The sequence below is a fragment of the Bradyrhizobium sp. SZCCHNRI1029 genome (assembly GCF_032487555.1).
Taxonomy (GTDB): Bacteria; Pseudomonadota; Alphaproteobacteria; order Rhizobiales; family Xanthobacteraceae; genus Bradyrhizobium.
Map to the genome: position 1 here is coordinate 177,241 of NZ_JAUEUK010000013.1, position 23,483 is coordinate 200,723.

19 protein-coding genes are annotated in these 23,483 nt (G+C 64.5%); 3 read left to right on the plus strand and 16 right to left on the minus strand.

The annotated features are described in order from the left end of the window. Position 1: 1 nt before the first annotated feature. Genes fdhF through QW861_RS29855 form a run of 3 tightly spaced genes read right to left on the minus strand, consistent with a single transcriptional unit; the run spans position 2 to position 4,936 of the window. Positions 2 to 2,881, minus strand: a complete 2,880-nt coding sequence (gene fdhF, locus QW861_RS29845) for a formate dehydrogenase subunit alpha (RefSeq protein WP_315753041.1) — start codon at positions 2,879 to 2,881, stop codon at positions 2 to 4. Positions 2,882 to 2,906: 25 nt separating this feature from the next. Then, positions 2,907 to 4,463: an NADH-quinone oxidoreductase subunit NuoF gene (locus tag QW861_RS29850; RefSeq protein ID WP_316193844.1), complete on the minus strand. Its 1,557-nt coding sequence runs from the start codon at positions 4,461 to 4,463 to the stop codon at positions 2,907 to 2,909. Beyond that, complete coding sequence (locus QW861_RS29855) at positions 4,460 to 4,936, minus strand: formate dehydrogenase subunit gamma (protein WP_315753146.1); 477 nt, start codon at positions 4,934 to 4,936, stop codon at positions 4,460 to 4,462. The genes QW861_RS29850 and QW861_RS29855 overlap by 4 nt, the downstream gene beginning before the upstream one ends. Positions 4,937 to 5,197: 261 nt before the next feature. Here QW861_RS29855 and QW861_RS29860 point away from each other — a divergent pair, with 261 nt between their 5' ends. Continuing rightward, on the plus strand, positions 5,198 to 6,091 hold the full coding sequence (locus tag QW861_RS29860; protein ID WP_315716160.1) for a LysR family transcriptional regulator: 894 nt from the start codon (positions 5,198 to 5,200) through the stop codon (positions 6,089 to 6,091). Positions 6,092 to 6,297: 206 nt separating this feature from the next. Here the strand turns inward: QW861_RS29860 and QW861_RS29865 are convergent, their stop codons facing one another. The 4 genes from QW861_RS29865 to QW861_RS29880 all read right to left on the minus strand — a co-directional run bounded on the left by QW861_RS29865 (position 6,298) and on the right by QW861_RS29880 (position 11,420). Beyond that, positions 6,298 to 6,639 (minus strand): antibiotic biosynthesis monooxygenase, encoded by a 342-nt coding sequence (locus QW861_RS29865; protein ID WP_316193845.1) that lies wholly within the window; start codon positions 6,637 to 6,639, stop codon positions 6,298 to 6,300. A gap of 114 nt (positions 6,640 to 6,753) precedes the next feature. Next, positions 6,754 to 7,266, minus strand: a complete 513-nt coding sequence (locus QW861_RS29870; RefSeq protein WP_315828280.1) for an isoprenylcysteine carboxyl methyltransferase family protein — start codon at positions 7,264 to 7,266, stop codon at positions 6,754 to 6,756. A 308-nt stretch (positions 7,267 to 7,574) separates the two neighbouring features. Beyond that, positions 7,575 to 9,899 (minus strand): PAS domain-containing sensor histidine kinase, encoded by a 2,325-nt coding sequence (locus QW861_RS29875; protein ID WP_315753037.1) that lies wholly within the window; start codon positions 9,897 to 9,899, stop codon positions 7,575 to 7,577. Positions 9,900 to 10,106: 207 nt separating this feature from the next. Then, positions 10,107 to 11,420, minus strand: coding sequence for a cation diffusion facilitator family transporter (locus QW861_RS29880; protein WP_316184524.1), 1,314 nt, complete (start codon positions 11,418 to 11,420; stop codon positions 10,107 to 10,109). Here QW861_RS29880 and QW861_RS29885 point away from each other — a divergent pair. Further along, entirely contained in the window at positions 11,401 to 11,529 is a 129-nt protein-coding gene (locus tag QW861_RS29885) for a hypothetical protein (RefSeq protein WP_315716165.1), read from the plus strand. The genes QW861_RS29880 and QW861_RS29885 overlap by 20 nt on opposite strands. 74 nt (positions 11,530 to 11,603) lie before the next feature. Here QW861_RS29885 and QW861_RS29890 read toward each other — a convergent pair whose 3' ends face one another. The 8 genes from QW861_RS29890 to QW861_RS29925 form a co-directional block, all read right to left on the minus strand. Continuing rightward, positions 11,604 to 12,572 carry a zinc-binding dehydrogenase gene (locus QW861_RS29890; protein ID WP_316193846.1) on the minus strand — a complete coding sequence of 323 codons (969 nt, stop codon included), beginning with the start codon at positions 12,570 to 12,572 and terminating at the stop codon, positions 11,604 to 11,606. A 137-nt stretch (positions 12,573 to 12,709) separates the two neighbouring features. After that, positions 12,710 to 13,129, minus strand: coding sequence for a CBS domain-containing protein (locus QW861_RS29895; protein WP_015665845.1), 420 nt, complete (start codon positions 13,127 to 13,129; stop codon positions 12,710 to 12,712). A gap of 227 nt (positions 13,130 to 13,356) precedes the next feature. After that, positions 13,357 to 14,676, minus strand: a complete 1,320-nt coding sequence (gene oxlT / locus QW861_RS29900; protein ID WP_315716168.1) for an oxalate/formate MFS antiporter — start codon at positions 14,674 to 14,676, stop codon at positions 13,357 to 13,359. A 243-nt stretch (positions 14,677 to 14,919) separates the two neighbouring features. Beyond that, positions 14,920 to 16,206: an oxalate/formate MFS antiporter gene (gene oxlT, locus QW861_RS29905; RefSeq protein ID WP_315716169.1), complete on the minus strand. Its 1,287-nt coding sequence runs from the start codon at positions 16,204 to 16,206 to the stop codon at positions 14,920 to 14,922. A gap of 208 nt (positions 16,207 to 16,414) precedes the next feature. Continuing rightward, positions 16,415 to 17,914 carry a tripartite tricarboxylate transporter permease gene (locus tag QW861_RS29910; protein WP_315753031.1) on the minus strand — a complete coding sequence of 500 codons (1,500 nt, stop codon included), beginning with the start codon at positions 17,912 to 17,914 and terminating at the stop codon, positions 16,415 to 16,417. A 41-nt stretch (positions 17,915 to 17,955) separates the two neighbouring features. Continuing rightward, the gene (locus QW861_RS29915; protein ID WP_315753030.1) at positions 17,956 to 18,450 is read right to left on the minus strand and encodes a tripartite tricarboxylate transporter TctB family protein; all 495 of its coding nucleotides are present in this window, start codon (positions 18,448 to 18,450) and stop codon (positions 17,956 to 17,958) included. Between the two features lie 9 nt (positions 18,451 to 18,459). Beyond that, positions 18,460 to 19,458 carry a tripartite tricarboxylate transporter substrate binding protein gene (locus QW861_RS29920; RefSeq protein ID WP_315753029.1) on the minus strand — a complete coding sequence of 333 codons (999 nt, stop codon included), beginning with the start codon at positions 19,456 to 19,458 and terminating at the stop codon, positions 18,460 to 18,462. A 389-nt stretch (positions 19,459 to 19,847) separates the two neighbouring features. Next, positions 19,848 to 19,985, minus strand: coding sequence for a hypothetical protein (locus QW861_RS29925; protein ID WP_315716173.1), 138 nt, complete (start codon positions 19,983 to 19,985; stop codon positions 19,848 to 19,850). Positions 19,986 to 20,467: 482 nt separating this feature from the next. On the opposite strand from QW861_RS29925, the gene QW861_RS29930 reads away from it, so the two are divergent. Then, a complete protein-coding gene (locus QW861_RS29930) occupies positions 20,468 to 20,944 on the plus strand; it encodes a peptidoglycan-binding domain-containing protein (RefSeq protein ID WP_315753028.1) in 477 nt (158 codons plus the stop codon). A 306-nt stretch (positions 20,945 to 21,250) separates the two neighbouring features. Here the strand turns inward: QW861_RS29930 and QW861_RS29935 are convergent, their stop codons facing one another. After that, complete coding sequence (locus QW861_RS29935; protein ID WP_315753027.1) at positions 21,251 to 23,047, minus strand: ATP-binding protein; 1,797 nt, start codon at positions 23,045 to 23,047, stop codon at positions 21,251 to 21,253. Positions 23,048 to 23,483 lie beyond the last annotated feature (436 nt).

Sequence of the window (23,483 nt, forward strand, 5' to 3'; positions counted from 1 at the left end):
GCTACTCCGCCGCCTCCACGACCGGGGCGATGCGGCGCGAGTTGCGGGCCTGCTCGTCATAGGCTTTCTGCCAGTCCGACGGTCCGTTGGACTGCGACACCTGCACTGCCGTGACCTTGTACTCCGGACAGTTGGTGGCCCAGTCCGAATAGTCCGTGGTGATGACGTTGGCCTGGGTCAGCGGATGGTGGAAGGTGGTGTAGACCACGCCGGGGGCGACGCGCTCGGAGATCAGCGCGTGCAGCGTGGTCTCGCCGGCGCGGCTGGTCAGCCGCACCCAGTCGCCGTCGCGGATGCCGCGCTGCTCGGCATCGTGCGGATGGATCTCCAGCACGTCCTCGCCATGCCACACCACGTTCTCGGTGCGCCGCGTCTGGGCGCCGACATTGTACTGCGACAGGATGCGGCCGGTGGTGAGCAGGAGCGGGAAGCGCGGGCCGGTGCGCTCGTCGGTCGCGACATACTCCGTGACCACGAACTTGCCCTTGCCGCGGACGAAGCCGTCGACATGCATGATCGGCGAACCCTCGGGATTCTTCTCGTTGCAGGGCCACTGCACCGATCCCATCTCCTCGAGCTTCTGATAGGAGACGCCGGCGAAGGTCGGCGTCAGCGCCGCGATCTCGTCCATGATCTCGGACGGGTGGTTGTACTTCATCTCGAAGCCCATCGCCTTGGCGAGACCGATCGTCACCTCCCAGTCGGCCATGCCGTTGAGCGGGGTCATCACCTTGCGCACCCGCTGGATGCGGCGTTCGGCGTTGGTGAAGGTGCCGTCCTTCTCGAGGAAGGTCGAGCCCGGCAGGAACACGTGGGCGTAGTTGGCGGTCTCGTTCAGGAACAGGTCCTGCACGATGACGCATTCCATCGACGACAGCGCCTGCACCACATGCGTGGTGTTGGGATCCGACTGCAGGATGTCCTCGCCCTGCACGTAGAGGCCCATGAAGGTGCCTTCGATCGCGGAGTCGAACATGTTCGGGATGCGCAGGCCCGGCTCAGGGTTGAGCTTGACGTTCCACATCGCCTCGAACTGGTCGCGCACCGCGTCGCCCGAGATGTGGCGGTAGCCCGGCAGCTCGTGCGGGAACGAGCCCATGTCGCACGAGCCCTGCACGTTGTTCTGGCCGCGCAGCGGGTTCACGCCGACGCCGCGGCGGCCGATATTGCCCGTCGCCATCGCGAGGTTGGCGATCGCGATCACCGTGGTCGAGCCCTGGCTGTGCTCGGTGACGCCCAGGCCGTAATAGATCGCGCCGTTGCCGCCCTTGGCGTAGAGCCGGGCCGCGCCGCGGATCGCTTCCGGGTCCACGCCGGAAATGCCAGCGATCGCCTCGGGGCTGTTCTTCTCCAGCGCGACAAACTCGGCCCAGTCCTGGAACTCGCTCCAATCGCAGCGCTCGCGCACGAAGGTCTCGTTGACGAGGCCTTCGGTGACGATCACATGGGCCAGCGCGGTCAGGATCGCGACGTTGGTGCCGGGCAGCAGCGGCAGGTGATAGTCGGCCTTGATATGCGCCGACTTCACCAGGTCGATCTTGCGCGGATCGACCACGATCAGCTTGGCGCCCTGGCGCAGCCGCTTCTTCATGCGCGAGCCGAACACCGGATGCGCATCGGTCGGGTTGGCGCCGATCACCATGATGACGTCGGAATCCTCGACCGAGTCGAAGTCCTGCGTACCGGCGGAGGTGCCGAAGGTGGTGGCAAGGCCGTAGCCGGTCGGCGAGTGGCAGACGCGGGCGCAGGTGTCGACATTGTTGTTGCCGAAGCCGGCGCGGATCAGCTTCTGCACCAGATAGGTCTCTTCGTTGGTGCAGCGCGACGAGGTGATGCCGCCGATCGCGTCGCGGCCGTATTTGGCCTGGATGCCGCGCAGCTTGTCGGCTGCGAACTTGAAGGCCTCGTCATAGGAGACCTCACGCCAGGGCTGGTCGATGGTCTCGCGGATCATCGGCTTGAGGATGCGTTCCTTGTGGGTCGCATAGCCATAGGCGAAGCGGCCCTTGACGCAGGAATGGCCGCGATTGGCCTTGCCATCCTTGTACGGCACCATGCGCACGACTTCCTCGCCGCGCATCTCCGCCTTGAAGGCGCAGCCGACGCCGCAATAGGCGCAGGTGGTGACCGCCGAATGCTCCGGCTGGCCGATCTCGATCACGCTCTTCTCGGTCAGGGTCGCAGTCGGGCAGGCCTGTACGCAAGCGCCGCACGACACGCATTCCGAACCGAGGAAGCTCTCGCTCATGCCCGGCGACACCCGGCTGTCGAAGCCACGGCCGGAGATGGTCAGCGCGAACGTGCCTTGCACTTCCTCGCAGGCGCGGACGCAGCGCGAGCAGACGATGCACTTGGAGGGATCGTAGGTGAAATACGGGTTCGACTCGTCCTTCGGCAGCCAGGCCGGATTGGCCTCGCCGCAGGCGTCGGCGAACACGTGGTTCTCACCCTGGTTGCCGTAGCGCACGTCGCGCAGGCCAACCGCGCCGGCCATGTCCTGCAGCTCGCAATCGCCATTGGCCGCGCAGGTCAGACAGTCGAGCGGATGGTCGGAGATGTAGAGCTCCATCACGCCCTTGCGCAGCTTCTTCAGCCGCTCGGTCTGGGTGTGGACGACGAGGCCCGCGGCCACCGGCGTGGTGCAGGAGGCCGGGGTGCCGGCGCGGCCTTCGACCTCGACGAGGCAGAGGCGACACGAGCCGAACGCGTCGACCATGTCGGTCGCGCACAGCTTCGGAATCTGCGTTCCGGCCTCCATGGCCGCGCGCATGATCGAGGTGCCCTCGGGAACGGTGATGCTCTGGCCGTCGATGGTGAGCGTGACCATCTTTTCGGACTTGGAGAGCGGTGTGCCGTAATCGGTTTCGTGGATGAGCGACATGGTCGGTGTCCTTGTTCCCGATATCTTATTCCGCAGCCTGCAAGCGCGGCTGCTGGGGGCCGAAATCTTCGCGGAAGTGCTTCAGCGCCGAGAGCACAGGGTAGGGCGTGAAGCCGCCGAGTGCACAGAGCGATCCGAGCTTCATGGTGCCGCAGAGGTCTTCGACCAGGGCGATGTTCTCGGCGACGCGCTCGCCGCGGCGGATCTTGTCGATGGTCTCGGCGCCGCGCGTCGAGCCGATACGGCACGGCGTGCACTTGCCGCAGGATTCGATGGCGCAGAACTCCATCGCGAAGCGGGCCTGCTTCGACATGTCGACGCTGTCGTCGAACACGACGATGCCGCCATGGCCGATCAGGCCGTCCTTGGCGGCGAACGCCTCGTAGTCGAACGGCGTGTCGAACAGGGCGCGGGGGAAGTAGGCGCCGAGCGGGCCTCCGACCTGCACCGCACGGACCGGGCGGCCGGTGAAGGTGCCGCCGCCGATGTCGTCGACCAGCTCGCCCAGCGTGATGCCGAACGCGGTCTCGAACAGGCCGCCGAACTTGACGTTGCCGGCGATCTGGATCGGCATCGTGCCGCGCGAGCGGCCCATGCCGAAATCGGCATAGGCCTTGGCGCCCTCGTCGAGGATGAAGGGGATGGCGGCGAACGACAACAGGTTGTTGACGACGGTCGGCTTGCCGAACAGGCCATGATGGGCGGGCAGCGGCGGCTTGGCGCGGACGATGCCGCGCTTGCCCTCGAGGCTCTCCATCAGCGCGGTCTCTTCGCCGCAGACATAGGCGCCGGCGCCGGTGCGCACCTCCAGCTCGAAATTGTAGTTCGAGCCCGCGACGTTGCTGCCGAGCAGGCCGGCCTTCCTGGCGATGTCGATCGCCTTGGTCATGGTCGCGATCGCGTGCGGATATTCCGAGCGCGTGTAGATGTAGCCCTTGGTGGCGCCCACCGCGATGCCGCAGATGGTCATGCCTTCGATCAGGACGAAGGGATCGCCTTCCATCAGCATGCGGTCGGCGAAGGTGCCGCTGTCGCCCTCGTCGGCGTTGCAGATGACGTATTTGCGGTCGGCCGCGGTCTGCGCCACCGTCTTCCATTTGATGCCGGTCGGGAAGCCTGCGCCGCCGCGGCCGCGCAGGCCCGAGGTCGTGACCTCGGAGATCACAGCATCGGGCGTCAGCGTCAGAGCGCGGGTCAGGCCCTTGTAGCCGCCATGGGCGCGGTAGTCGTCGAGCGACAGCGGATCGATGATGCCGCAGCGGGCGAAGGTGAGGCGGGTCTGCCGCTTCAGCCACGGGATCTCCTCGGTCAGGCCGAGCGAGAGCTTGTGCGGCTTGTCGGCGACGATCGCATCGAGCAGGGACGGCACGTCGTCTGCCGTCACCGGTCCGAAGCCGAACCGGCCCTGCGCCGTCTCCAGTTCGACCAGCGGCTCGATCCAGTACAACCCACGCGAGCCGTTGCGTACGACTTCAATATCGACCTTCCGCTCCAGCGCCGCCTTGTGCAGCGCATGGGCAACCTCATCGGCGCCGACGGCGAGGGCGCCGGCATCACACGGGACAAAAAGACGCACGCTCATCGCTGGGCCTCCGAGACGAGAGCATCGATCCGGGCTTCGTCGAGCCGGCCGACCAGGCGGCCATCGAGCATGGCCGACGGCGCGGTTGCGCACAGGCCGAGACAGTAGATCGGCTCGAGCGTGACGCGCTCATCGGCCGTGGTGTTGCCGATGGAGATGCCGAGCTTCGCTTCGGCGCGCGCCGCGAGCGCATCGCCGCCGGCGGCCTGGCAGGCCTCGGCGCGGCACAGCTTCAGCACGTGACGACCGGCCTTCTTGGCCCGGAAATCATGGTAGAACGTGAACACGCCGTAAACCTCGGCGCGCGAGAGGTTCAGAGCGGATGCGATCATCGGAATGGCATCCTCCGGCACGTGGCCGAACGTCTCCTGCAACGCATGGAGGATGGGCAAGGTTGCTCCCTCCATCCCGCTATGTTGGGCGATGATTTCGGCGCCGCGCGCCGCGTCCCACGTCTCGTACACCGGCGTCATCCTGATCCCGATTCTGCGTTGCAAGCGTTTCGCACATCCAAATTGGAATTGCTCAAGATATCAATAAAGCAGTCCCGTGCTGCGATAGCGAAACGCAATCGAGAGATAGCTAGAAGTTGACGAAAAACAGGCCTTCGCGCGACCGGCTTGCGGCCGCGTTTTACCGTGTCCGGGCCCGCCGCGCCGTGATAGGTTTCTCCGTGGCCCGCACCGCCGAAAACGTGCGGAACTGGGCCCTTCAACCGCTGGAAGGCCGACCTCTTGATTGACAAGCTCGAACTGCTGCTGGCGCTGGCCAAGGAGCGTCATTTCGGCCGCGCGGCCGAGGCCTGCGGCGTGACCCAGCCGACGATGTCGACCAGCATCAAGCAGCTCGAGGAGATCCTCGGCGTTATGCTGGTGCAGCGCGGTTCCAGGTTCCAGGGCTTTACGCCGGAGGGTGAGCGCACGCTCGACTGGGCGCGCCGCATCGTCGGCGACTTCCGCGCGATGCGCCAGGAGATCAACGGGCTCAAGGACAAGCTATCGGGCGAGATCCGGATCGCGGCGGTGCCGACGGTGCTCGGCATGGTGGCGTCGCTGACGACGCCGTTCCGCGCCAAGCATCCGGAGGTCCGGTTCCGCATCATGTCGTGCACGTCGGCCGACGTGCTGGGGCTGCTGGAGAACCTGGAGGTCGATGCCGGGCTGACCTACATCGAGAACGAGCCGATCGGCCGTGTCAGAACCATCCCGCTCTACAACGAGAGCTACCGGCTGCTGACCGCGCCCGACGCGATGTTCGGCGATCGCGATCAGGTGACCTGGCAGGAGGTCGGGCAGGTGCCGCTGTGCCTCCTGACCCCGGACATGCAGAACCGCCGCATCATCGACCGCGCTCTGAAGGCCGCCGGCAACGAGGTGACGCCAACGCTGACGTCGAACTCGCTGCTGGTGCTGTACACCCATGTCAAGACCGGCCGCTGGGCCAGCGTGATGCCGGCCAAGCTCGCCGAAACGCTCGGCCTCGCCGACAAGGTGCGCTCGATCCCGATCGTCGATCCCGTCATCAACTACCAGATCGGCCTGGTCATCCCGCAGCGTGACCCGATGACCCCGCTGATCGCGGCGCTGGTCCAGATCGCCCGCGAGGTCGCGCCCAGCCTGCAGGCGTGAGGCGCGCGTCCGCGGAGTTGCCGCTGGCCCAGCGCCTCAGCACCGGCGGTGAACAATGGCCCAGGCTTGCTTCGCTGCGCTCGCCATGATGGCGTACACGGTCTCCTCTCGTCATTGCGAGCGCAGCGTCGCCATCCAGGTTGCTTCCGTGGCGACGGTCGGCGTCGTCACCGACCTCGCTGGCGTCGTCGGCAGACTTCGGGCTCTCATGCGGTCGCGGAACCCTGACCTTGCGCGTGGCGCGTGGTCTTCAACTCATAATGCGCGACATGGCCGTCATGGCGGCTGAGCAGCTTCCGCGCCGCGGGCGGCACCACCGCCGTGTCATGCGCCGGACCCGCGAAGCGAACCACCGCCGTCGGATCGGCGAAGGTCATGATCGTCACGAATTCGACCTCGTCTTCGAGCGGCCTGCGCAGCAGCTCGATGCTCAGAAATCCCTCGATTTCCCGATCGATGATCCCTGGAAAGATCGTTGACCGCAGCAGGTCCTCATAGGCATCGGCATCCGCCGCCCTGGTCCAGCCGTGCCAGATCCGCTTCAGCATCGCGATGCTCCCTTGGGTACGATGATGGTCACCGAACCCTTGCACGGGCGTCGAGCGTCGGACTTGGTGAAAGTTGCGGTCCGCGCGGCGAACTCGCGGAGCGGCTAGCTCCGCTCAGTACGCCGCAAATTGCTCCCGCATGATCTTCTCCTCCTGCCGGATCCGCAAGGTCAGTGGCACGGCATAGATGATCAGGCCGGCCACGAGCGTGAGATAGGCGTGCAGGGTCAGCGCGTAGCCGATCAGCTCGGGCAGGATGTTGAGGAAGTAGTTCGGGTGGCGCACGATCCGGAACAGCGGATGGGTCACCAGCGCGTGGTCGCGCGCGAGCATCAGCTTGACGGTCCAGAGGCGGCCGAGCAATTGCGACACCACAAGCAGCATCACCGCGCCGAACAGATAGATCACGAACCCGATGATGCTGACGGCGTCGAGCGGCGCATCCCGGACGAGGCCCTCGGCCGTCGCGGCGAGATAGAAAGCGACATGTGCGATGGCCAACCAGCGCGACACGGATGCGCCGTATTCGGTTGCGCCGTCGGCGCGCAGCCGTTTTTCGTTGCGGATCGAGACGCCCAGCATGGCAAAGCGATAGGCGAAGGCGGCAACGATGAAGGCAATGATCACGCGCGGTACTCCAGATCTTGGAGCAACTGCCTTAGTTGCTGACGTGCAGGTGCGTCAATACCACGTTCCGCCGATGTTGCTGACTAGGCACGAAGCGACGTCATGATGCCGTCATCCGCCTGCGTCGGCGTTGCATGTCCGAAGGGCAAGCCGATCGCATGCCTCGGGCATCATCCGTCACGCGAGAGCGCTGTCATGCCTGTGGGGCCTGATCCTGAAGTGCAATCTCTTTGAGATGTGAGTCCGATTTGATGATGTTGCCGTAGGGTGGGCAAAGTGCCCACGCTACGGCAGTACGGCCGCCGCGCTCACGCCGCGACCGAGATGCTCGCCGTGGCCTTGTACGCGTCGCGGGGCAGGGTCACGCGCACGACGGTGCCGTGCTCCAGCCGCGAGCGCAGCCGCATCGAGCCGCCGTGCAACTGGGCCAGCGAGCGGGCGATGGCGAGGCCGAGCCCGGAGCCGTGATAAGTCTTGGTCATCTGGCTCTCGACCTGCTCGAACGGGCGGCCGAGGCGCGCCAGCGAATGCGCAGGGATGCCGATGCCCGTGTCGGCGATGATGAGCACGACCTTGTCCTCGAACACGCGGCTCCGCATCGTGACACGGCCGCCCTCCGGGGTGAACTTCACCGCGTTCGACAGCAGGTTGACCATGATCTGCTTGGTGGCGCGACGGTCGGCGACGACCGGGATGCTGCCTCCGATGTCGGCGTCGAGCACGAGGCTCTTGTCCAAGGCGCGACCGGAGACGACGCGCAGCGATTCCGCCAGCGTCTTGGCGAGGTCGAGCGGCTCCATGTCGAGCTTCATGCGGCCGGCCTCGATCTTCGACATGTCGAGGATGTCGTTGATCACCTCGAGCAGATATTGACCCGAGGTCAGGATGTCGTGGCAGTACTCCTGGTACTTTTCCGAGCCGAGCGAGCCGAACATGCCGCTGCCCATGATCTCGGAGAAGCCGATGATGGCGTTGAGCGGAGTGCGCAGCTCGTGGCTCATATTGGCGAGGAATTTCGACTTGGTCTGGTTGGCTTCCTCGGCGCGGGTCTTTTCCTGCGAGTACTTCTCGGCGAGGTCGGCGAGCTCGATCGCCTGGCGTTCCAGCGCGCTCTGCGAGCGCTGCAAGTCGATGACCGTGGCGCGCAGGCGCAGGTCGTTGTCGACGAGCTTCTGCTCGTGCTCCTTGATGCGGGTGATGTCGGTGCCGACCGAGACGTAGCCGCCGTCCTTGGTGCGGCGCTCGGAGATGTGCAGCCAGCTGCCGTCGTCGAGCTGCGCCTCGAAGGTACGGCCGCCCGGCGCCTGCTGGCTGTGGTCGTGCAGCCGGGTGCGGATCTCCGGCATCTTGCCGACCTCGATGACGGTCTCATAGGAGGTGCCGGGGATCACGGCGGAGTCCGGCAGCTTGTGCAGCTTCTGGAAGTGCGAGTTGCACAGCACCAGCCGGTTGTTGGCGTCCCACAGCACGAAGGCTTCCGAGATCGTCTCGATCGCGTCGCGCAGGCGCAGGTCGGCCTCGACGGTCTTCTCGACCAGGCTCTTCTGCTCGGTGACGTCGACCGCGATGCCGATCAGGTGCAGGCCGGAATCTGAGGTGCCCTGGCTGAGCTCGCAGCGAACCCGCAGCCAGATCCAGTGGCCCTCGGTGTGGCGCATCCGGAAGCTCTGGTCGATCTGGTGGATGTCGCCGGCGACGAGCTGGTCGGCGATCTCGAACAGGTCGATGTCGTCCGAGTTCACCAGCGCGTTGACCTCGCCGAAGGTGAGGAGGTCGGTGCGGTTCTCCAGGCCGAGCATCGCGAACATCGAGTTCGACCAGAAGATGCGCCCGCGCGACAGGTCCCAGTCCCACAGCCCGCAGCGGCCGCGATTGAGCGCGGTGTCGATGCGGCCGCGCACGGCGTCGTTGATCAGGTCGCCCTCGCGGGCGCGGGTCGACTGCCAGTGGAAGGCGAAGCCCAGGATCAGCACGACGAAGCCCGTCGTCGCCGACAGGGTCACCGAGAGCGCGGCGTCCGAGCCCCAGATCGGCTCGAGCTTCTCCTGGATCACGACGACGCGGCCGGGCAGCGCCTTGATCAACTGCGACACTGCGAAGGCCGGACGGCCGTTCGGCAAGGTGATCTCGGTGACCGCGCCCTGCAGGCCGGGCGTGGCCAAGAGCTGCGCGGTCGAGATCAGATCGAGGATGCGGTCGTTCTCGCCGAGCGCGGCGTCGACCGGAACCCGGGCCAGGATGCGGTGGTCGGCGCCGGTGACGATCACGTGGCGTCCGGCCGCCGCTCCCCAGGCGGGGATCAGGTCGGGCAGCAGGCTCTGCAGATGCTCGATGTGGGCGATGCGGTCCGGGCGCGTCGCCAGATGACCGATACGGTCGGCGAGCAGGTCGGAGATCGCGGCCAGGTCGCGCTTGGTCGCGCCGCGCTTCTGACGGCTCTGGTCGAGCACCTGGACGAAGGCGCCGAGACAGATGGTGACGAGAAAGGCGATGATCAAAGTAGGGACAGCACGACGCAATACCGGCTCAGCAGTCAGCAGCCTTTGATAGGCCGGTTTCGCGATCGATTGCGCCAACCCCTTGATGGAATCAGAAGATTGGACGCACGCGTTCGCGGCATGCGCACGCGCCATGCTGTAGACCCCCGAAACTTCTTGGATACCCGAATTTCGAAAGAGCCCCAGCCGCTTCCGAATCAAGTTGATTTGAATCCAGATTTCTCGGGCTGTCGAGAGTCAACGATTTGGCAAAAGCTAATAAATCTTATCCAATGCGGAATTGCCATGGCGAAAAGCCGGCAGAGTGAGTCCGAAGCGGGAACGCAGCATGACGTTCAGGCTTCAGCCGTGCGGCGGCTCGGCGTGACTGATGACGCGCTTGACGCTCGGGAAGGCGCGACGCACCCCGCGCTCGATGTGGTCGACATTGTCGTGCACCTTCAGCACGCTCATCGACGGCGCCGCGCGGCAGTGGAAGTTGACGATCTCGCCGGCCTCGGTGTTGCGGACGCGGACATTGTGCACGTCGTACATGTCGGTCTCGGCGGCGAGACGCTGCAGGGCGGCGGCGATCTCGGCGATCCGCTGCGCCGGCGCGTCGACGCCGAATGGCAGCTCGGGTTCGAGCGGCTCGATATGGGTGTCGACCTCGACGTCGGCGCCGAATTCGTCGCGGATGCTGCGTTCCAGCTCGTGCGCGATCGCATGCGCCGCGAACAGGCTCATGTCGCCGTCGACCTCGAGGTCGATCGCGACGATCAGGCGGCCGCCGACGTCGTGGACGGTGACGTGATGGATCGCGAGGCCGGAATTGCGCGCGATCACCATGATGCGCTCGCGCACGCTCTCGTTGCTGAGCGCGACCGGCACCGTCGTGAAGGTGACGTCGGCGCCGGACAGGCTGGCATCGACCGCGGCCTGCGCATCGCGCTTGATCTCGTGCACACGGTCGATCGGGTAGGTGCGCGGCACCTGCACCGTGGCGTCGACAAAATGCGTTGCGCCGACGAGCCGGACCCGCAGCCGCTCGACATCGACGACGCCGTTGATCGAACGGATCGCGGCGCGCGCCTTTTCGGCCGCGCCCTCTGGTGCACGGTCGAGCAGTGTTTCTACGGTGGAGCGCGCCAGCCGCAGGCCGAGCACCGAGATCATCAGGGCGACCGCGACCGCGGCGGCGGAATCCCCCCACCAGAACCCGAACGCGGTGAGGACCAGGCCGCCGATGACGGCAATCGAGCCGAGCACGTCGGAGGCGAAATGCAGTGCGTCGGCGGCGAGCGCCTGGCTGTGGGTCTCGTGCGCGGCGCGGTGCAGCGCGCGGGCGCGCCAGAAGTTGACGGCGATGTCGACCAGCAGCACCACGAACGGAATCGCCGACAGCGACGGCGGCGGCGCCGCCTCGCGCAGCCGGCTGACGGATTCCACCAGCACGCCGCCGGCCAGCACGTAGAGCAGGGCGATGACGCCGAGCGCCGACAGGCTCTCCAGCTTGCCATGGCCGTAATGATGCTCGTCGTCGGCCGGCCGGTCCGATACCCGAACCACCATCCAGGTGATCACGGTGGCGACGACGTCGACGGCGCTGTGCAGGGCCTCGGAGACGAGCGCGAGGCTGCCGATCAGGATGCCGACGATGAACTTCGCCGCGGCCATGCTGGCGCTCGCCGCGATCGAGATCGCGGCGACACGGGTTTTCCCGGAATCGACATGGGAGGCGGCGTCTCTCATGGCGGCGGATGTAGCAGCCGAGGCCGCACCATGAAAGCCGGGATCGCGCGGTCCATGGGCGCGGACCGCGCGCTGTTTCGAGTGCTTCTAAATCTCAGAAGGTTGCGTTCACAAGGTCACCACGATCTTGCCGAGATGCTTGTTCGCCTCCATGTGCGCGAACGCCGCGCCAATGTCGTCGAAGGCGAAGACGCGGTCGATCGGCAGCCGCAGCGTGCGCTGCTCGACCGCACTCCCGATGTCCTTTTTCACCTCGTCGAAGATCGTACGGATCTCCTCGATCGAACGGGTGCGGAAGGTGACGCCGACGTAGGTGATGCGGCGCGCCGCGTGCAGGTCGAAGTTGAAGTCGGCATGGGTGCCGCCGAGCCGGCCGACATTGACGATGCGGCCGAGGACCTTGGTCGCGGCGAGGTTCTGATTGGCGACCTTGCCGGACACCTGGTCGATGATCAGATCGACGCCCTCGCCGTTGGTCGCCTGCAGCACCTGATCGACCCAGGCGGGATCGCTGGAGTCGATGGCGAGATCGGCGCCGAACTCGTTGAGCCGTCCGCGGCGCATCGCATCGGTCGAGGAGCCCACCACCAGCGAGGCGCCCTTGAGCTTGGCGATCTGCATCGCCATCAGGCCGACGCCGGAGCTCGCACCCTGCACCAGCACGCGCTGGCCCGGCTGCAAAGCGCCGTTGGTAACGACGGCGTTGTGCATCGTGGTCAACGCGATCGGCAGCGTGGCGGCCTCGTCGAAATTCATGTTCGACGGCGCGTGGAACAGACGGCCGTGGTCGGCGAGGGTGTATTCGGCGAACGCGGCGCTGCCCGAGCCCATCACCTTGGCGCCGATCTTCACGCCCTTGGCGTCGGGACCGAGCTCGGCGACCTCGCCGGCCCATTCCATGCCGAGCACCGTTCCGACGCCGCCGGCGGCGCCATGCACATGCCCCTTGGTCATGCCGAGATCGGCGCGATTGAGGCCGCAGGCGCGCACGCGGACCAGGACCTGCGTGCCCTTCGGCGTGGGCTTGGCGATATCGGTGATCGCGGCGCCCTGGGCGCCGTAGACATAGGCTTTCATCGCGAGGAATCCTGTCGGTCAGAATGAGCGGCGACCTTACTGTGCCGCTGTTCTCAGCGCACCGCCTAACAGGCGGCGCGCTGCTCCGACAAGACTCCCTGGGGGATGAACCGGTTCCGCTGACCGGGCTGGACGCGTCAGGCGGCGACCGGAGCTTCCGCTTCGTCGAAGGCGCTGGAGACGTCGCGCATGCTGATGACGCCGGCGAGCGCGAAGTCGACGATGACCGGGAGGTGGCGGATGTGATGCACGTTCATCAGATGCCGCACGTGCTCGAGCGTGTCCTCAGTGCTGCAGGAGATCAGCCGCTGCGGCGAGATCAACTGCGAGACCTTCATGGTGACGCCGGCGGCGCCGTGCTCGGCGATGGCGCGCACCACGTCGCGCTCGGTGAACATGCCGGCGGCGGTGTTGCCTTCCGTGCGGACGACGTCCTTCACGACGAGGGCGCTGACATTGCTGGCGCGCATCAACTGCGCCGCGACGCCGACGGTCTCATTCATTCGCACCGTGATCACGCGCGCCGTCTTGTTGCGCAGGATGTCTCCGACTTTCATGGCACCCTCCCGTTTGTTGTCTTGAACAGAAGGAAGTCTGGTATACGTTATGCCAGAAGTCAATTGGGATCTTGATGTTTTCTGGGCAGATGCCTGGAAAATAAGGTCAGCGATGCTGTCAAATGTATGCTCGGATTGGCATCTGGCATGCACGGCGCGCCAAAAGAAAAAAGAAAAGGAGGCGCATCGGGATGCGCCTCCTGCAGTCGCGGGAAGAAGCGGGTGATTTACGCCGTGGTGCGAACGTCCTGCGCCGCAGGCTGGGTGACCGCCGCCTCCTTACCGAGGATGAAGGCGCGGCGCAGCGGCTTGATCACGAACAGCGCCATCAGCGCCGCCGTCGCGTTCAGCGCAACGCCGATCACGAACACGGCCTGCCAGCCATACTTGGCGGAGACGAGGCTCGCGAGCGGGACCAGGAGCGAGGCGGTGCCCTTCGCGGTGTAGAGCATGCCGTTGTTGGTCGCGGCATATTTGCTGCCGAACGTATCGCCCGAGGTCGCCGGGAACAGGCTGTAGATCTCGCCGAACACGCCGAAATAGACCGCGGTCGCGAGCACGAACACGATCGGGTTGTGGCCGTAATTCGCCAGCGTCAGCAGCATCAAAGCGGCGGTGCCGAAGGCGATGAACATGGTGTGCTCGCGGCCGATCGTATCCGAGATCCAGCCGAACACCGGACGGCCGAAGCCGTCGAAGATTCGATCGAGCGAGATCGCAAACGTCAGTGCCGCCATCTGGAAGCCGGCGAGCGACACCGGCTCGTTGGCGATCTTGAAGTCGTGCGCGATCGGGGCGATCTGGGCTGCGGTCATCAGGCCGCCGGAGGCCACCATCACGAACACCAGATACATGATCCAGAAGATCGGCGTGCGCAGCACCTGCGGCGGCGTGTAGTCGATCTTGCTCTGCGGCAGGTTGAGCTGCTTCTTGCGCGCAGGCGCGGCGTGGGTCGGCGGCCGCAGGAAGATCGCGAGCACGAACACGATCAGGCCCTGGCCGATGCCGAAGGTGAAGAAGGCGCTCTGATAGCCGCTCGAGGCGATCATGCTGGCGATCGGCACGACGGTGAGCGCGGCGCCCGCGCCGAAGCCGGCGGCGGTGGCGCCGGCGGCGAGGCCGCGGCGGTCGGGAAACCATTTCAGCGCATTGCCGACGCAGGTGCCGTAGACCGCACCGGCGCCGATGCCGCCGATGACGGCGCCGGCGTAGAGCAGGGTGAGCGAGTCGGCGTAGGAGTTCAGCACCCATGCCAGCGAGATCATGACGGCACCGAACATGATGACGAGGCGCGGGCCGTATTTGTCGACGAACCAGGCCTCGACCGGCACGAGCCAGGTTTCGGTGACGACGAAGATCGTGAAGGCCAGTTGGATCGCCGTGCGACCCCAGTGAAACTTCGCGTCGATCGGATCGACGAACAGTGTCCAGCCATATTGCAGGTTGGCGATCATCGCCATGCAGATGATGCCCATCGCGAGCTGGAGCCAGCGGAAGCCGCTGGACTGTGCCTGGACAGGCGGTGTCGCCTCTGTGCTGGAAACCATGTGTCCTCCCTAACGCGCTCTCTTGGAGGATGCCGCTGCGAGCGCGCTCCTCATCTGCGCACGAAGTCATTCTGGTATAATATATTCCAGTCTGCAATATGGCCTGCGACACAGGGTGCGACATGTTGCTTTGCAACGAGACCGAAATCGTCCGCCAAGCAAAAGAAAACGCTCGGCAAAATGCCGAGCGTCGTCAATCTGGAAGCGTTCTTTTTTATTTTTGTTGCAGCGCGAAGGGGCGCGTCAGAGCGTCGATTTCTGCACCACGACCCTCCGCCAGGGCTTGAGCACCGCGATCGCGAGGATCGATGCCAGGATGTTGGCGCCGGCCGCGATGATGAAGACGCGGTCCCAATTGCCTGACGACTGCTGCATGTAGTTCGCGATCGGCACCAGCAGCGCTGCCGTGCCCTTGGCGGTGTACAGCAGGCCGGCATTGGTGGTGGCGAACTTGGTGCCGAACGTGTCGGTGCAGGTCGAGGGGAACAGCGAGTAGATCTCGCCCCAGGCGAAGAACACGAAGCCGGACAGGATCACGAACCACACCGGATCGTGGCCCAGCATGTACAGCGCCCAGATGCCGATGCCTTCCATGCCGAAGGCGATGAACATCGTGTTCTCGCGGCCGATCATGTCCGAGATCCAGCCGAAGAACGGACGCGTCAGGCCGTTCAGAACGCGGTCGATGGTCGCTGCGAACGTCACCGCCGTCATGGTCATGCCGATCAGCGTCACCGGAATGTTGTCGACCTTCCAGTCGCCGGCGATCGGCTTGAGGTTGGCCGTCACCATCAGGCCGCCGGCGCCGACGATCACGAACATGAAGTACATCAGCCAGAAGATCGGCTGACGGATCACTTCGGTCGGGTTGTAGTTGCGGCGGCTCTGGACGAGGTTGGTGTTCTGAGTGACCGCGGGCACCTGGCCTTCCTTGGGCGCGAACAGGAAGAAGGCGAGGATGACGATGATGATGCCCTGGCCGAGACCGAAATACAGGAAGGTGGTCTGGAAGCCGGAGTCGCGGATCATGGCCTGGATCGGCGCGACGGTGAGCGCCGAGCCGGCGCCGAAGCCGGCCGCGGTGATGCCGGCCGCGAGGCCGCGCTTGTCGGGAAACCATTTCAGCGCGTTGCCGACGCAGGTGCCGTAGACGCCGCCGGCGCCGATGCCCGCGATGATCATGCCGAGATAGTAGCCGTTGAGCGAGGTGGCGTAGGCGTTGATCATCCAGCCGATCGCGCAGAGCACGCCGCCGACGAGCACGACGATGCGCGGGCCGTATTTGTCGACGAACCAGCCCTCGACCGGCACGAGCCAGGTTTCGAACAGCACGAACAGGGTGAAGGCCCACTGGATCGACGCGCGATCCCAGCCGAAGGTCTTGGCGATATCCGGGACGAAGAAGGTCCAGCCATATTGATAGTTGGCGATCATCACCATCGCCAGGACGCCAACCGCGAGCTGCGTCCAGCGATAGGCGTCGCTTACTCTTGCAGATGCGGGCGCCCCCGCGTGAGCCAAGTCCGTCATGTTTCCTCCAGGCTGTCTATTCTTGTCCTAACAGCTATGCGGAGTTTGGTATATGATATGCCAATAAACAAGCGGATTCATCGAGCCCGTGCCCGCTGCTAGGCCAGCGATCGATGAAAAAAGCCTGCAGAAGCAAGGCAAATCGTTGCAGCGACAATACGACGCAGCAGAGGATATTTGTAGTTCAACTATCGGAGCAAGGGCGAGTTTATGTGGCGAGCGCCCGCAACCGGTTGTAGCCCTGCTGGATCGCCGACCAGAACAGCGCGATCAACCCGAGTGCCATGATGGTGCCGACCAGCCCGTTGGAGAAGAAGATCGCGAGCGATCCCTGGGATCCCAGCAGTGACTGCCGGAAGGCCTCCTCGGCCTTGTCGCCGAGCACGATGGCGAGCACCAGCGGCGCGAGCGGATAGCCGCACTTCTTGAACAGATAGCCGAGCACGCCGAACACCAGCATCAGCACCACGTCGAACGTGCTCGAGTGCACCGAATAGGCGCCGATGGCACAGAGCACGAGGATGAGCGGTGCGATGATGCTGAAGGGAATGCGCAGGATCGCCGCGAAGACCGGAACGCAGGTCAGCACGACGAGCAGGCCGGCGAGGTTGCCGAGATACATCGAGGCGATCAGGCCCCAGACGAATTCCTTCTGCTCGACGAACAGCATCGGGCCGGGCTGCAGGCCCCAGATCAAGAGGCCGCCGAGCAGCACCGCCGCCGTGGGGGAGCCGGGCACGCCGAGCGACAGCATCGGCAGCAGCGCCGCCGTGCCTGCCGCATGGGCTGCCGTCTCCGGAGCGACGACGCCTTCGATCTCGCCATGGCCGAAATTCTTGCCGCGCTTGGAAAGGCGCTTGGCGATGCCGTAGCTCATGAACGAGGCCGGCGTGGCGCCGGCGGGGGTGATGCCCATCCAGCAGCCGATCAGGCAGGAGCGCAGCGACGTGACCCAATAGGCCGGCATCTCCTTCCAGGTGTGCAGCACGACACGCAGATTGATCTGCGCATTGCCGCCGCGGAAACTCAGGCCTTCCTCCATCGTGAGCAGGATCTCGCCGATGCCGAACAGCCCGATCACGGCGATCAGGAAGTCGAAGCCGTTGAGCAGTTCAGTGACGCCGAAGGTGAGGCGGAGCTGGCCGGTGATGGAATCCAGGCCGACAGCCGCGAGTGCGAAGCCGATCATCATCGCCGCAATCGTCTTGAAGGGTGGCTCCTTGCTCAGGCCGACGAAGCTGCAGAAGGCGAGAAAATAGACGGCGAATTTCTCGGCCGGGCCGAACTGAAGCGCGAAGCCAGCGACCAGCGGCGCGATCAGCGTGATCATGATGACCGCGAACAGCGCGCCGACGAAGGACGAGGTGAACGCTGCCGTGAGCGCCTCGCCCGCCTTGCCCTGCTGCGCCATCGGGTAGCCGTCGAAGGTGGTGGCGACCGACCATGGTTCGCCGGGGATGTTGAACAGGATCGAGGTGATGGCGCCGCCGAACAGCGCGCCCCAATAGATGCAGGACAGCATGATGATCGCCGAGGTCGGCGGCATGCTGAAGGTCAGCGGCAGCAGGATCGCGACGCCGTTGGCGCCGCCCAGTCCCGGCAGCACGCCGATGATCACCCCGAGCACGATGCCGAGGATCATCACCATGATGTTGAACGGTTGGAGGGCGACTGCGAAGCCGTGAAACAGATTGGCGAGTTCTTCCATGCCAGCTTGGTCCTGCAACCCTCAGCGGATGAGTTTTCTTGTTAGAGTCCGAGCCAATCCTCGATCGGCCCCTTGGGGAGGGGGACCATGAACCAGCGCTCGAAGATCAGATAGGTCACGACCGGCATGCCGATCGCGACCGCTTCCACCGTGAGCCAGCCATATTTGCCGAGCCACCGCATGAACCAGGCGATGAAGATCATGGACGCGAGGTAGAGGCCAATGAAGGGCAGGGCGCCGACATAGATCGCCGTCGGCACCACCACGCTCATGACCTGGCGGAGCTGGCCCCATTCGGCGAAGACGCGGCCGTCGTCCTCGCGCAGCGTGTTGCGGACATTCATCGCGCTGGCCGCGACGATGAGCAGGCCGACATAGAACGGAAAGAATCCAGCCCGCGGCCCCTCAGCGCCCCAATTGATTCCCGCCTTCACGCTGCCGATGATCACGATGATCCCGAACAGCGCGATGGCGAGCGTGACGCCGGCCTCGACCGCCTTGTGGCTGGGGCCGGCCGATCCACCGTGACTTCTCATGCGAGCCGCTCAGTTCGAGGCCAGGAAGCCGGCTTCCTTCATCAGGAGCTCGTGCCGCTTCTCTTCGGTCTCGACCCATTTGGCGTAGTCCGCACCGGTCATGAAGGTGGTGTTGAAGGCGCCGGTCTTCATGAACTCCTGCCATTCCGGCGTCTCTCGCACCTTCCTGAACAGGTCGACGTAGTATTCGATCTGGTCCTTGGTGGCCCGCGGCGACATGAAGATGCCGCGCAGCATCAGATATTCGATGTCGAGCCCCTGCGACTTGCAGGTCGGGATGTCCTTCCAGGCCTTGCCGTCGGTGATCGGCTCGTCAAAGCCCATCGGCTTGTCGTCGAACACGCAGAGCGGCCTGACCTTGCCGCCGCGCCACTGCGCCACCGCTTCGATCGGATTGTTGACGGTGGAATCGATGTGGTTGCCGACCAGTTGGACGGCCACTTCGCCACCGCCCTTGTAGGGGATGTAGGTGAACTTCGCGCCGGTCGCCTTCTCCATGGCTACCGTGATGATCTGGTCTTCCTGCTTCGAGCCGGTGCCGCCCATCTTGAGGGTGCCGCCGGCCTGCTTGACCGCATCGACGTAGTCCTTGGCGGTGGTGTAGGGCTTCTCGGCATTGACCCAGAGCACGAACTCGTCGAGCGCCAGCATCGCGACGGGAGTGAGGTCCTTCCAGTTGAACGGAATGCCGGTCGCGAGCGGGGTCGTGAACAGGTTCGACAGCGTGATGATGATCTTGTGCGGGTTGCCGGCCGACGCCTTGACGTCGAGGAAGCCTTCGCCGCCGGCGCCACCGGACTTGTTGATCACGACCAGCGGCTGCTTCATCAGGTTGTGCTTGGTGACGATGCCCTGGATCGTCCGGGCCATCTGATCGGCACCGCCGCCGGTGCCAGCCGGAACGATGAACTCGACCGGCCGGACAGGCTCCCATCCCGCCAGAGCCGGGATATGCCCTGCCATCAGGGCGATGCCAGCCATAACGGCCACGCGCACGGAACGCTTCATCGACGCTTTCTCCCCTTCATTCCCGAGAGCGCACGGCTTCTTCCGGCCGCTGTGCCCAATCGAACCACCGACCTGTCGAGCCCGCCGGTGTCATCCCCACCGTGACCAGCTCCAGGTCGTCGCCAGCCCCGGACTTCCTTGCAATGCCCATGCAGCCAAAAGTTGTGTTGGCAGCCGGGAGCAGGCAGCAAGAGGAGCATCCGCAGCAAATCGACCGATTTGATTTTGGTATGAAGAGGTGACCGACCGCAATTGAGGAGATCGGGTGGGACGCCCACGGGGCCAATATGTCGCAGGTCGCGCGGGTGTCGCAAAAGCAAAAGCCCCGGAGATCCGGGGCTCTTGGTTGGGCTTCGAGGGCTGCCTGCGCGCGCGAAGCGCGCCGAGCCTCAGAGGCCGAAATAGGGCAGGTCGCCGTTGCGGTTGGCGGCGCGGGCGCTGGTCATCAGCACGCGGTCGAGGGTCGCCAGCAGGCGGCCGAACAGCGACACGGGCTGGACGAGGGGGAGGGCGACGGTCTTGGCCATGGTTTGTCTCCTTCAGTGAGGCGGTATGACGTTCTGACTGAGGAGAATTTACGTATACCAGATGCCAGATACAACGGATTATATTGCATGGCGGTATGAGCATTTTGCGATGCAGCAGGAATGCGACGATTTGGATTTTCAATCGAAATTTGGCTCCTCATGCAGAAAGAGCCGCCCAATGGGGGGCTCCGAACAGTTAAAAGGTAATTAGATACGCATTCGGGGCTATGCGACGGCTTGCCTGCCGCGGCTGGCTCGCCCACGACGATCCGGGATCGCGGCCACTGCTGGACACCTCCCAGGTGCGCTCCGATCGCGTGCTCCGCGTGCGACGCGAGGGAACAATGGCGCGGGGCCAGGGAACCGTGCCGCCCGGGCCGCAGTTACCCTGCAATCGCACGGAGCGGCATGACCGGATGTTGATCGTTCAGTTCGGCGCGCTGTATCTCTTCTAGAAACGTATCATCGGCGAAGGAAAGGCCATGCGCGCCTTGATCCTGGCACTGTCCCTCCTAGCGATCGCCGGAAGCGCGCAGGTCGCTCACGCTGGTCTGAGCAGCACACCTCGTGAAGCGTCGGCACCCGCCGATACCGTGATCGCTGCCCAGGACGCCAATCAGCAGGCCGAGAACCAGATCGGCCTCACCAAGGCGAAGCGTCGCGCGGTGCAACGAGGGCTGACCAGGCTCGGGTTCGGCACCAAGATCAACGGGACGTTCGACGAACAGACCCGCGCCGCCCTCGCCCATTGGCAGGAGGAGCGCGGCTACCCCACGACCGGCTTCCTCAATGCCGCCCAGCACAAGGTCCTGATGGACGCGGCCGCCGAGGCTGCCAAATCCGACCGCCAAGCCCGTCGCAGCACGGGACGCGCGCGACATCAGCGCAATGTCGGAGGTCCCATCGGCGCGATCGGTGGTGCGATGCACCGCGTGGTGGGCGGAATTTTCGGCAGGTAAGCGTTCAACCTCGAAAGAGCTGGAGGACGGCCATCGCAACCTGGCACGTTGTAGGACGGTTGTGACCACGATTCGCCGGGCGAACTCATGTTACCAGAGCATGCGCATGGCGGCGTGGATGTCGGGGGATGAAGCAGATCGGGTCAACTTGCTTTGACCACTACGAGTCCTCCCACCCCTTGCGGGATGCGGCCTGGCCGGCCGCCGGATACGAAGAGGCTGTCGCATCTTCGGCAGATGTCTGCTGTGGCTCTCAACGACACCGTCGCAATCAATGACCTCTGGGCCCGAAATGGGCCAAGCACGTCACTTCACGTCGCCCAGGTCGGCGGCCTGGCCGAGCCGAGAGTCACCGCTATCAGTCGTTGCGTCGTTGCGCGCACGCGGCAGATAGATCGTGACCGTGGTTCCCTTGCGGAGCTCACTCTCGATCACTGCGACACCGCCGCATTGTTTGGCAAATCTACAAACGCTGGCGAGACCGAGCCCGGTGCCTTTGCCCGGCTCTTTGGTCGTGAACAAGGGCTCGAATGCAACCGCGAGGATTTCAGGCGGCATGCCCGAGCCCGTGTCGGAAACCGCGACTGCCACGTAATCGCCCGAGAGATTGTCGTGCTCGCCGTGCAGCGTCCTATTCATCGTCGATATTTGCACGGTGCCTTCCGCGGTCATGGCATCGCGCGCATTGACGACCAGGTTGATGATCGCCATCTCCAGTTGGGTTGCGTCGCCGCGTACGGGCCAAGCCTCCGATGCGAGGTTGAAGATCAGCTTGCCGATTGTGCCCAGCGACTGCTCCAGCACTCCCTCCATGGCAAGGATCGCCTGATTGATGTCGATGATCGTCACTGCCGACGGCTCTTGGCGTGCGAAGGCCATAAGGGAGCGGACGAGCTGCTGGCCCCGTTTGGCACTAGCCAGGGCATTATTGATACGCAATCGCGAGCGGGGATCATCGATCCGCTCCTCGAGCATATCCAAGTTTCCTAGGATCGGGGTGAGCAGATTTCCGAAATCGTGGGCGATGGTGGCGGCCATCTGGCCAATCGCTTCCAGCTTCTGTGATCGCCGGAGCGACTCCTCGATTTGCGCTTTTTGGTGCTGCGCCTCGTCGCGCTCGACCTCGCGCTGGTTGATCAATTGGGAAGCCGTTGTCAGAGCGTGACCTAGCTCGTTCACCTCCCGAATTTCGACCGTCGGGACATCAATCTTCCGGGACAGTCCCAGCGCAAGCGCCGGGGTCGTCATCGCGCGGATCGAGCGGACGATTCGCCTGCTGATACTTGCCGCCAACAACGCACCGAGCAACAGCACGAGGACCGCGGTAGCGCTCTGGATCATCAGTGCCCATCGCAGATTCGTCGTATAGACGCTCTTGGGAACGCCGAATGCGATCATCCAGCCCGTGATCGACGACCGGTGGTATCCGCCGATGACTGCGATACCTTCCAGCGTCGGGGTCTCGTATATGCCCTCCTGCGCCCTCGACGTCTGGCGTTGGAATTCAGGCGTTCCCTGCTGGCCGATGAACAGTTCCGGATCTTTGGTCCGGGCGACGATAGTCCCGCCGGTGTCGAGGATCGCCACGATCCAGCCCTCCGGTATCTTCTGCCGCTCCAAGATTACGGCAACATTCGCGGGAAGAATGCCCATCACAAGCGCATACGCGACCTTCCCGTCCCGAAACACGGGCACACCGACGGCGATTTGAGGCTGTCTCGATGTGGCTCCGATATAAAAATCGGAAATCGCAGGTCGGCCGGACTCGAAGATGGTGCGGACCAGGCCTGGGATGCTGGTTCTGGGCAACGGCTGACCGTAGGGGACCATCGTGCTGACCAGGAGTTGTCCGGCCGCGTCCGCGATGACAATTACATTGCCTGTCAGCCACTGCAGCAGTTCGCGCGAGTGCTCGTGAAAGGCAGCAAGATCACCGGACTGCAGGTAGGGTGACTTTGCAAGCACCCGCAAGCTCGACTGGACGCTGAGCAGCTCGCGGTCGACCGCCTGCATCAGCGCGCGTGTTGTGGCCACGGTATTGCGTTCTGCATTGTCGCGTGCCGCAATATACGAGTCGGTGATCAGGTAGCCGGCGACCAGCATTGCCGGAACCGTGCAGACCACGAGGAGCAACCCCAACCAGAACCGAATGGATCGACCACGGTTTTCGACAGGAGGTACGCGCCTGGACATGAACTCTTCACCGATAGAGTTTTGGAAAGAACCTCGCGACAGCCCACCATGCAAAACCCTATGAGCCTAAGGCGGGTTCTATTTGATTTGAGTCAAACGCCTACGATGAGAACGCGGGCCAACGCCCCGCCTCCAGGTATGGGATCGGGAATTTTCGCAGCCTCATGCCTGCCCTCAATCTGAGGGAAGACCATCGTGTCGGTTCAAAGCAGAACTCTGAAAGGGGCCTTCGCTACTACAATGTGGGATGCTAGCGAAATGTCTCAGATGGGTCTTGGTCGTGTAAAAACGGCCTTGCGGACGTCCGTCCTGACCACGAGGACGCGGGCGTTTCTCAGGCTGTGAT

Bases quoted from the DNA above. Each gene is read 5' to 3' on its own strand.
- QW861_RS29850 (WP_316193844.1), bottom strand. From the start codon at position 4,463: ATGAGCGTGCGTCTTTTTGTCCCGTGTGATGCCGGCGCCCTCGCCGTC.
- fdhF (WP_315753041.1), bottom strand. From the start codon at position 2,881: ATGTCGCTCATCCACGAAACCGATTACGGCACACCGCTCTCCAAGTCC.
- QW861_RS29930 (WP_315753028.1), top strand. From the start codon at position 20,468: ATGCGCGCCTTGATCCTGGCACTGTCCCTCCTAGCGATCGCCGGAAGC.
- QW861_RS29855 (WP_315753146.1), bottom strand. From the start codon at position 4,936: ATGACGCCGGTGTACGAGACGTGGGACGCGGCGCGCGGCGCCGAAATC.
- QW861_RS29885 (WP_315716165.1), top strand. From the start codon at position 11,401: ATGAACTTCGCCGCGGCCATGCTGGCGCTCGCCGCGATCGAGATCGCG.
- QW861_RS29925 (WP_315716173.1), bottom strand. From the start codon at position 19,985: ATGGCCAAGACCGTCGCCCTCCCCCTCGTCCAGCCCGTGTCGCTGTTC.
- QW861_RS29935 (WP_315753027.1), bottom strand. From the start codon at position 23,047: ATGCTGGTCGCCGGCTACCTGATCACCGACTCGTATATTGCGGCACGC.
- oxlT (WP_315716168.1), bottom strand. From the start codon at position 14,676: ATGGTTTCCAGCACAGAGGCGACACCGCCTGTCCAGGCACAGTCCAGC.
- QW861_RS29910 (WP_315753031.1), bottom strand. From the start codon at position 17,914: ATGGAAGAACTCGCCAATCTGTTTCACGGCTTCGCAGTCGCCCTCCAA.
- QW861_RS29915 (WP_315753030.1), bottom strand. From the start codon at position 18,450: ATGAGAAGTCACGGTGGATCGGCCGGCCCCAGCCACAAGGCGGTCGAG.
- QW861_RS29880 (WP_316184524.1), bottom strand. From the start codon at position 11,420: ATGGCCGCGGCGAAGTTCATCGTCGGCATCCTGATCGGCAGCCTCGCG.
- QW861_RS29920 (WP_315753029.1), bottom strand. From the start codon at position 19,458: ATGAAGCGTTCCGTGCGCGTGGCCGTTATGGCTGGCATCGCCCTGATG.
- QW861_RS29865 (WP_316193845.1), bottom strand. From the start codon at position 6,639: ATGCTGAAGCGGATCTGGCACGGCTGGACCAGGGCGGCGGATGCCGAT.
- QW861_RS29890 (WP_316193846.1), bottom strand. From the start codon at position 12,572: ATGAAAGCCTATGTCTACGGCGCCCAGGGCGCCGCGATCACCGATATC.
- QW861_RS29895 (WP_015665845.1), bottom strand. From the start codon at position 13,129: ATGAAAGTCGGAGACATCCTGCGCAACAAGACGGCGCGCGTGATCACG.
- oxlT (WP_315716169.1), bottom strand. From the start codon at position 16,206: ATGACGGACTTGGCTCACGCGGGGGCGCCCGCATCTGCAAGAGTAAGC.
- QW861_RS29875 (WP_315753037.1), bottom strand. From the start codon at position 9,899: ATGGCGCGTGCGCATGCCGCGAACGCGTGCGTCCAATCTTCTGATTCC.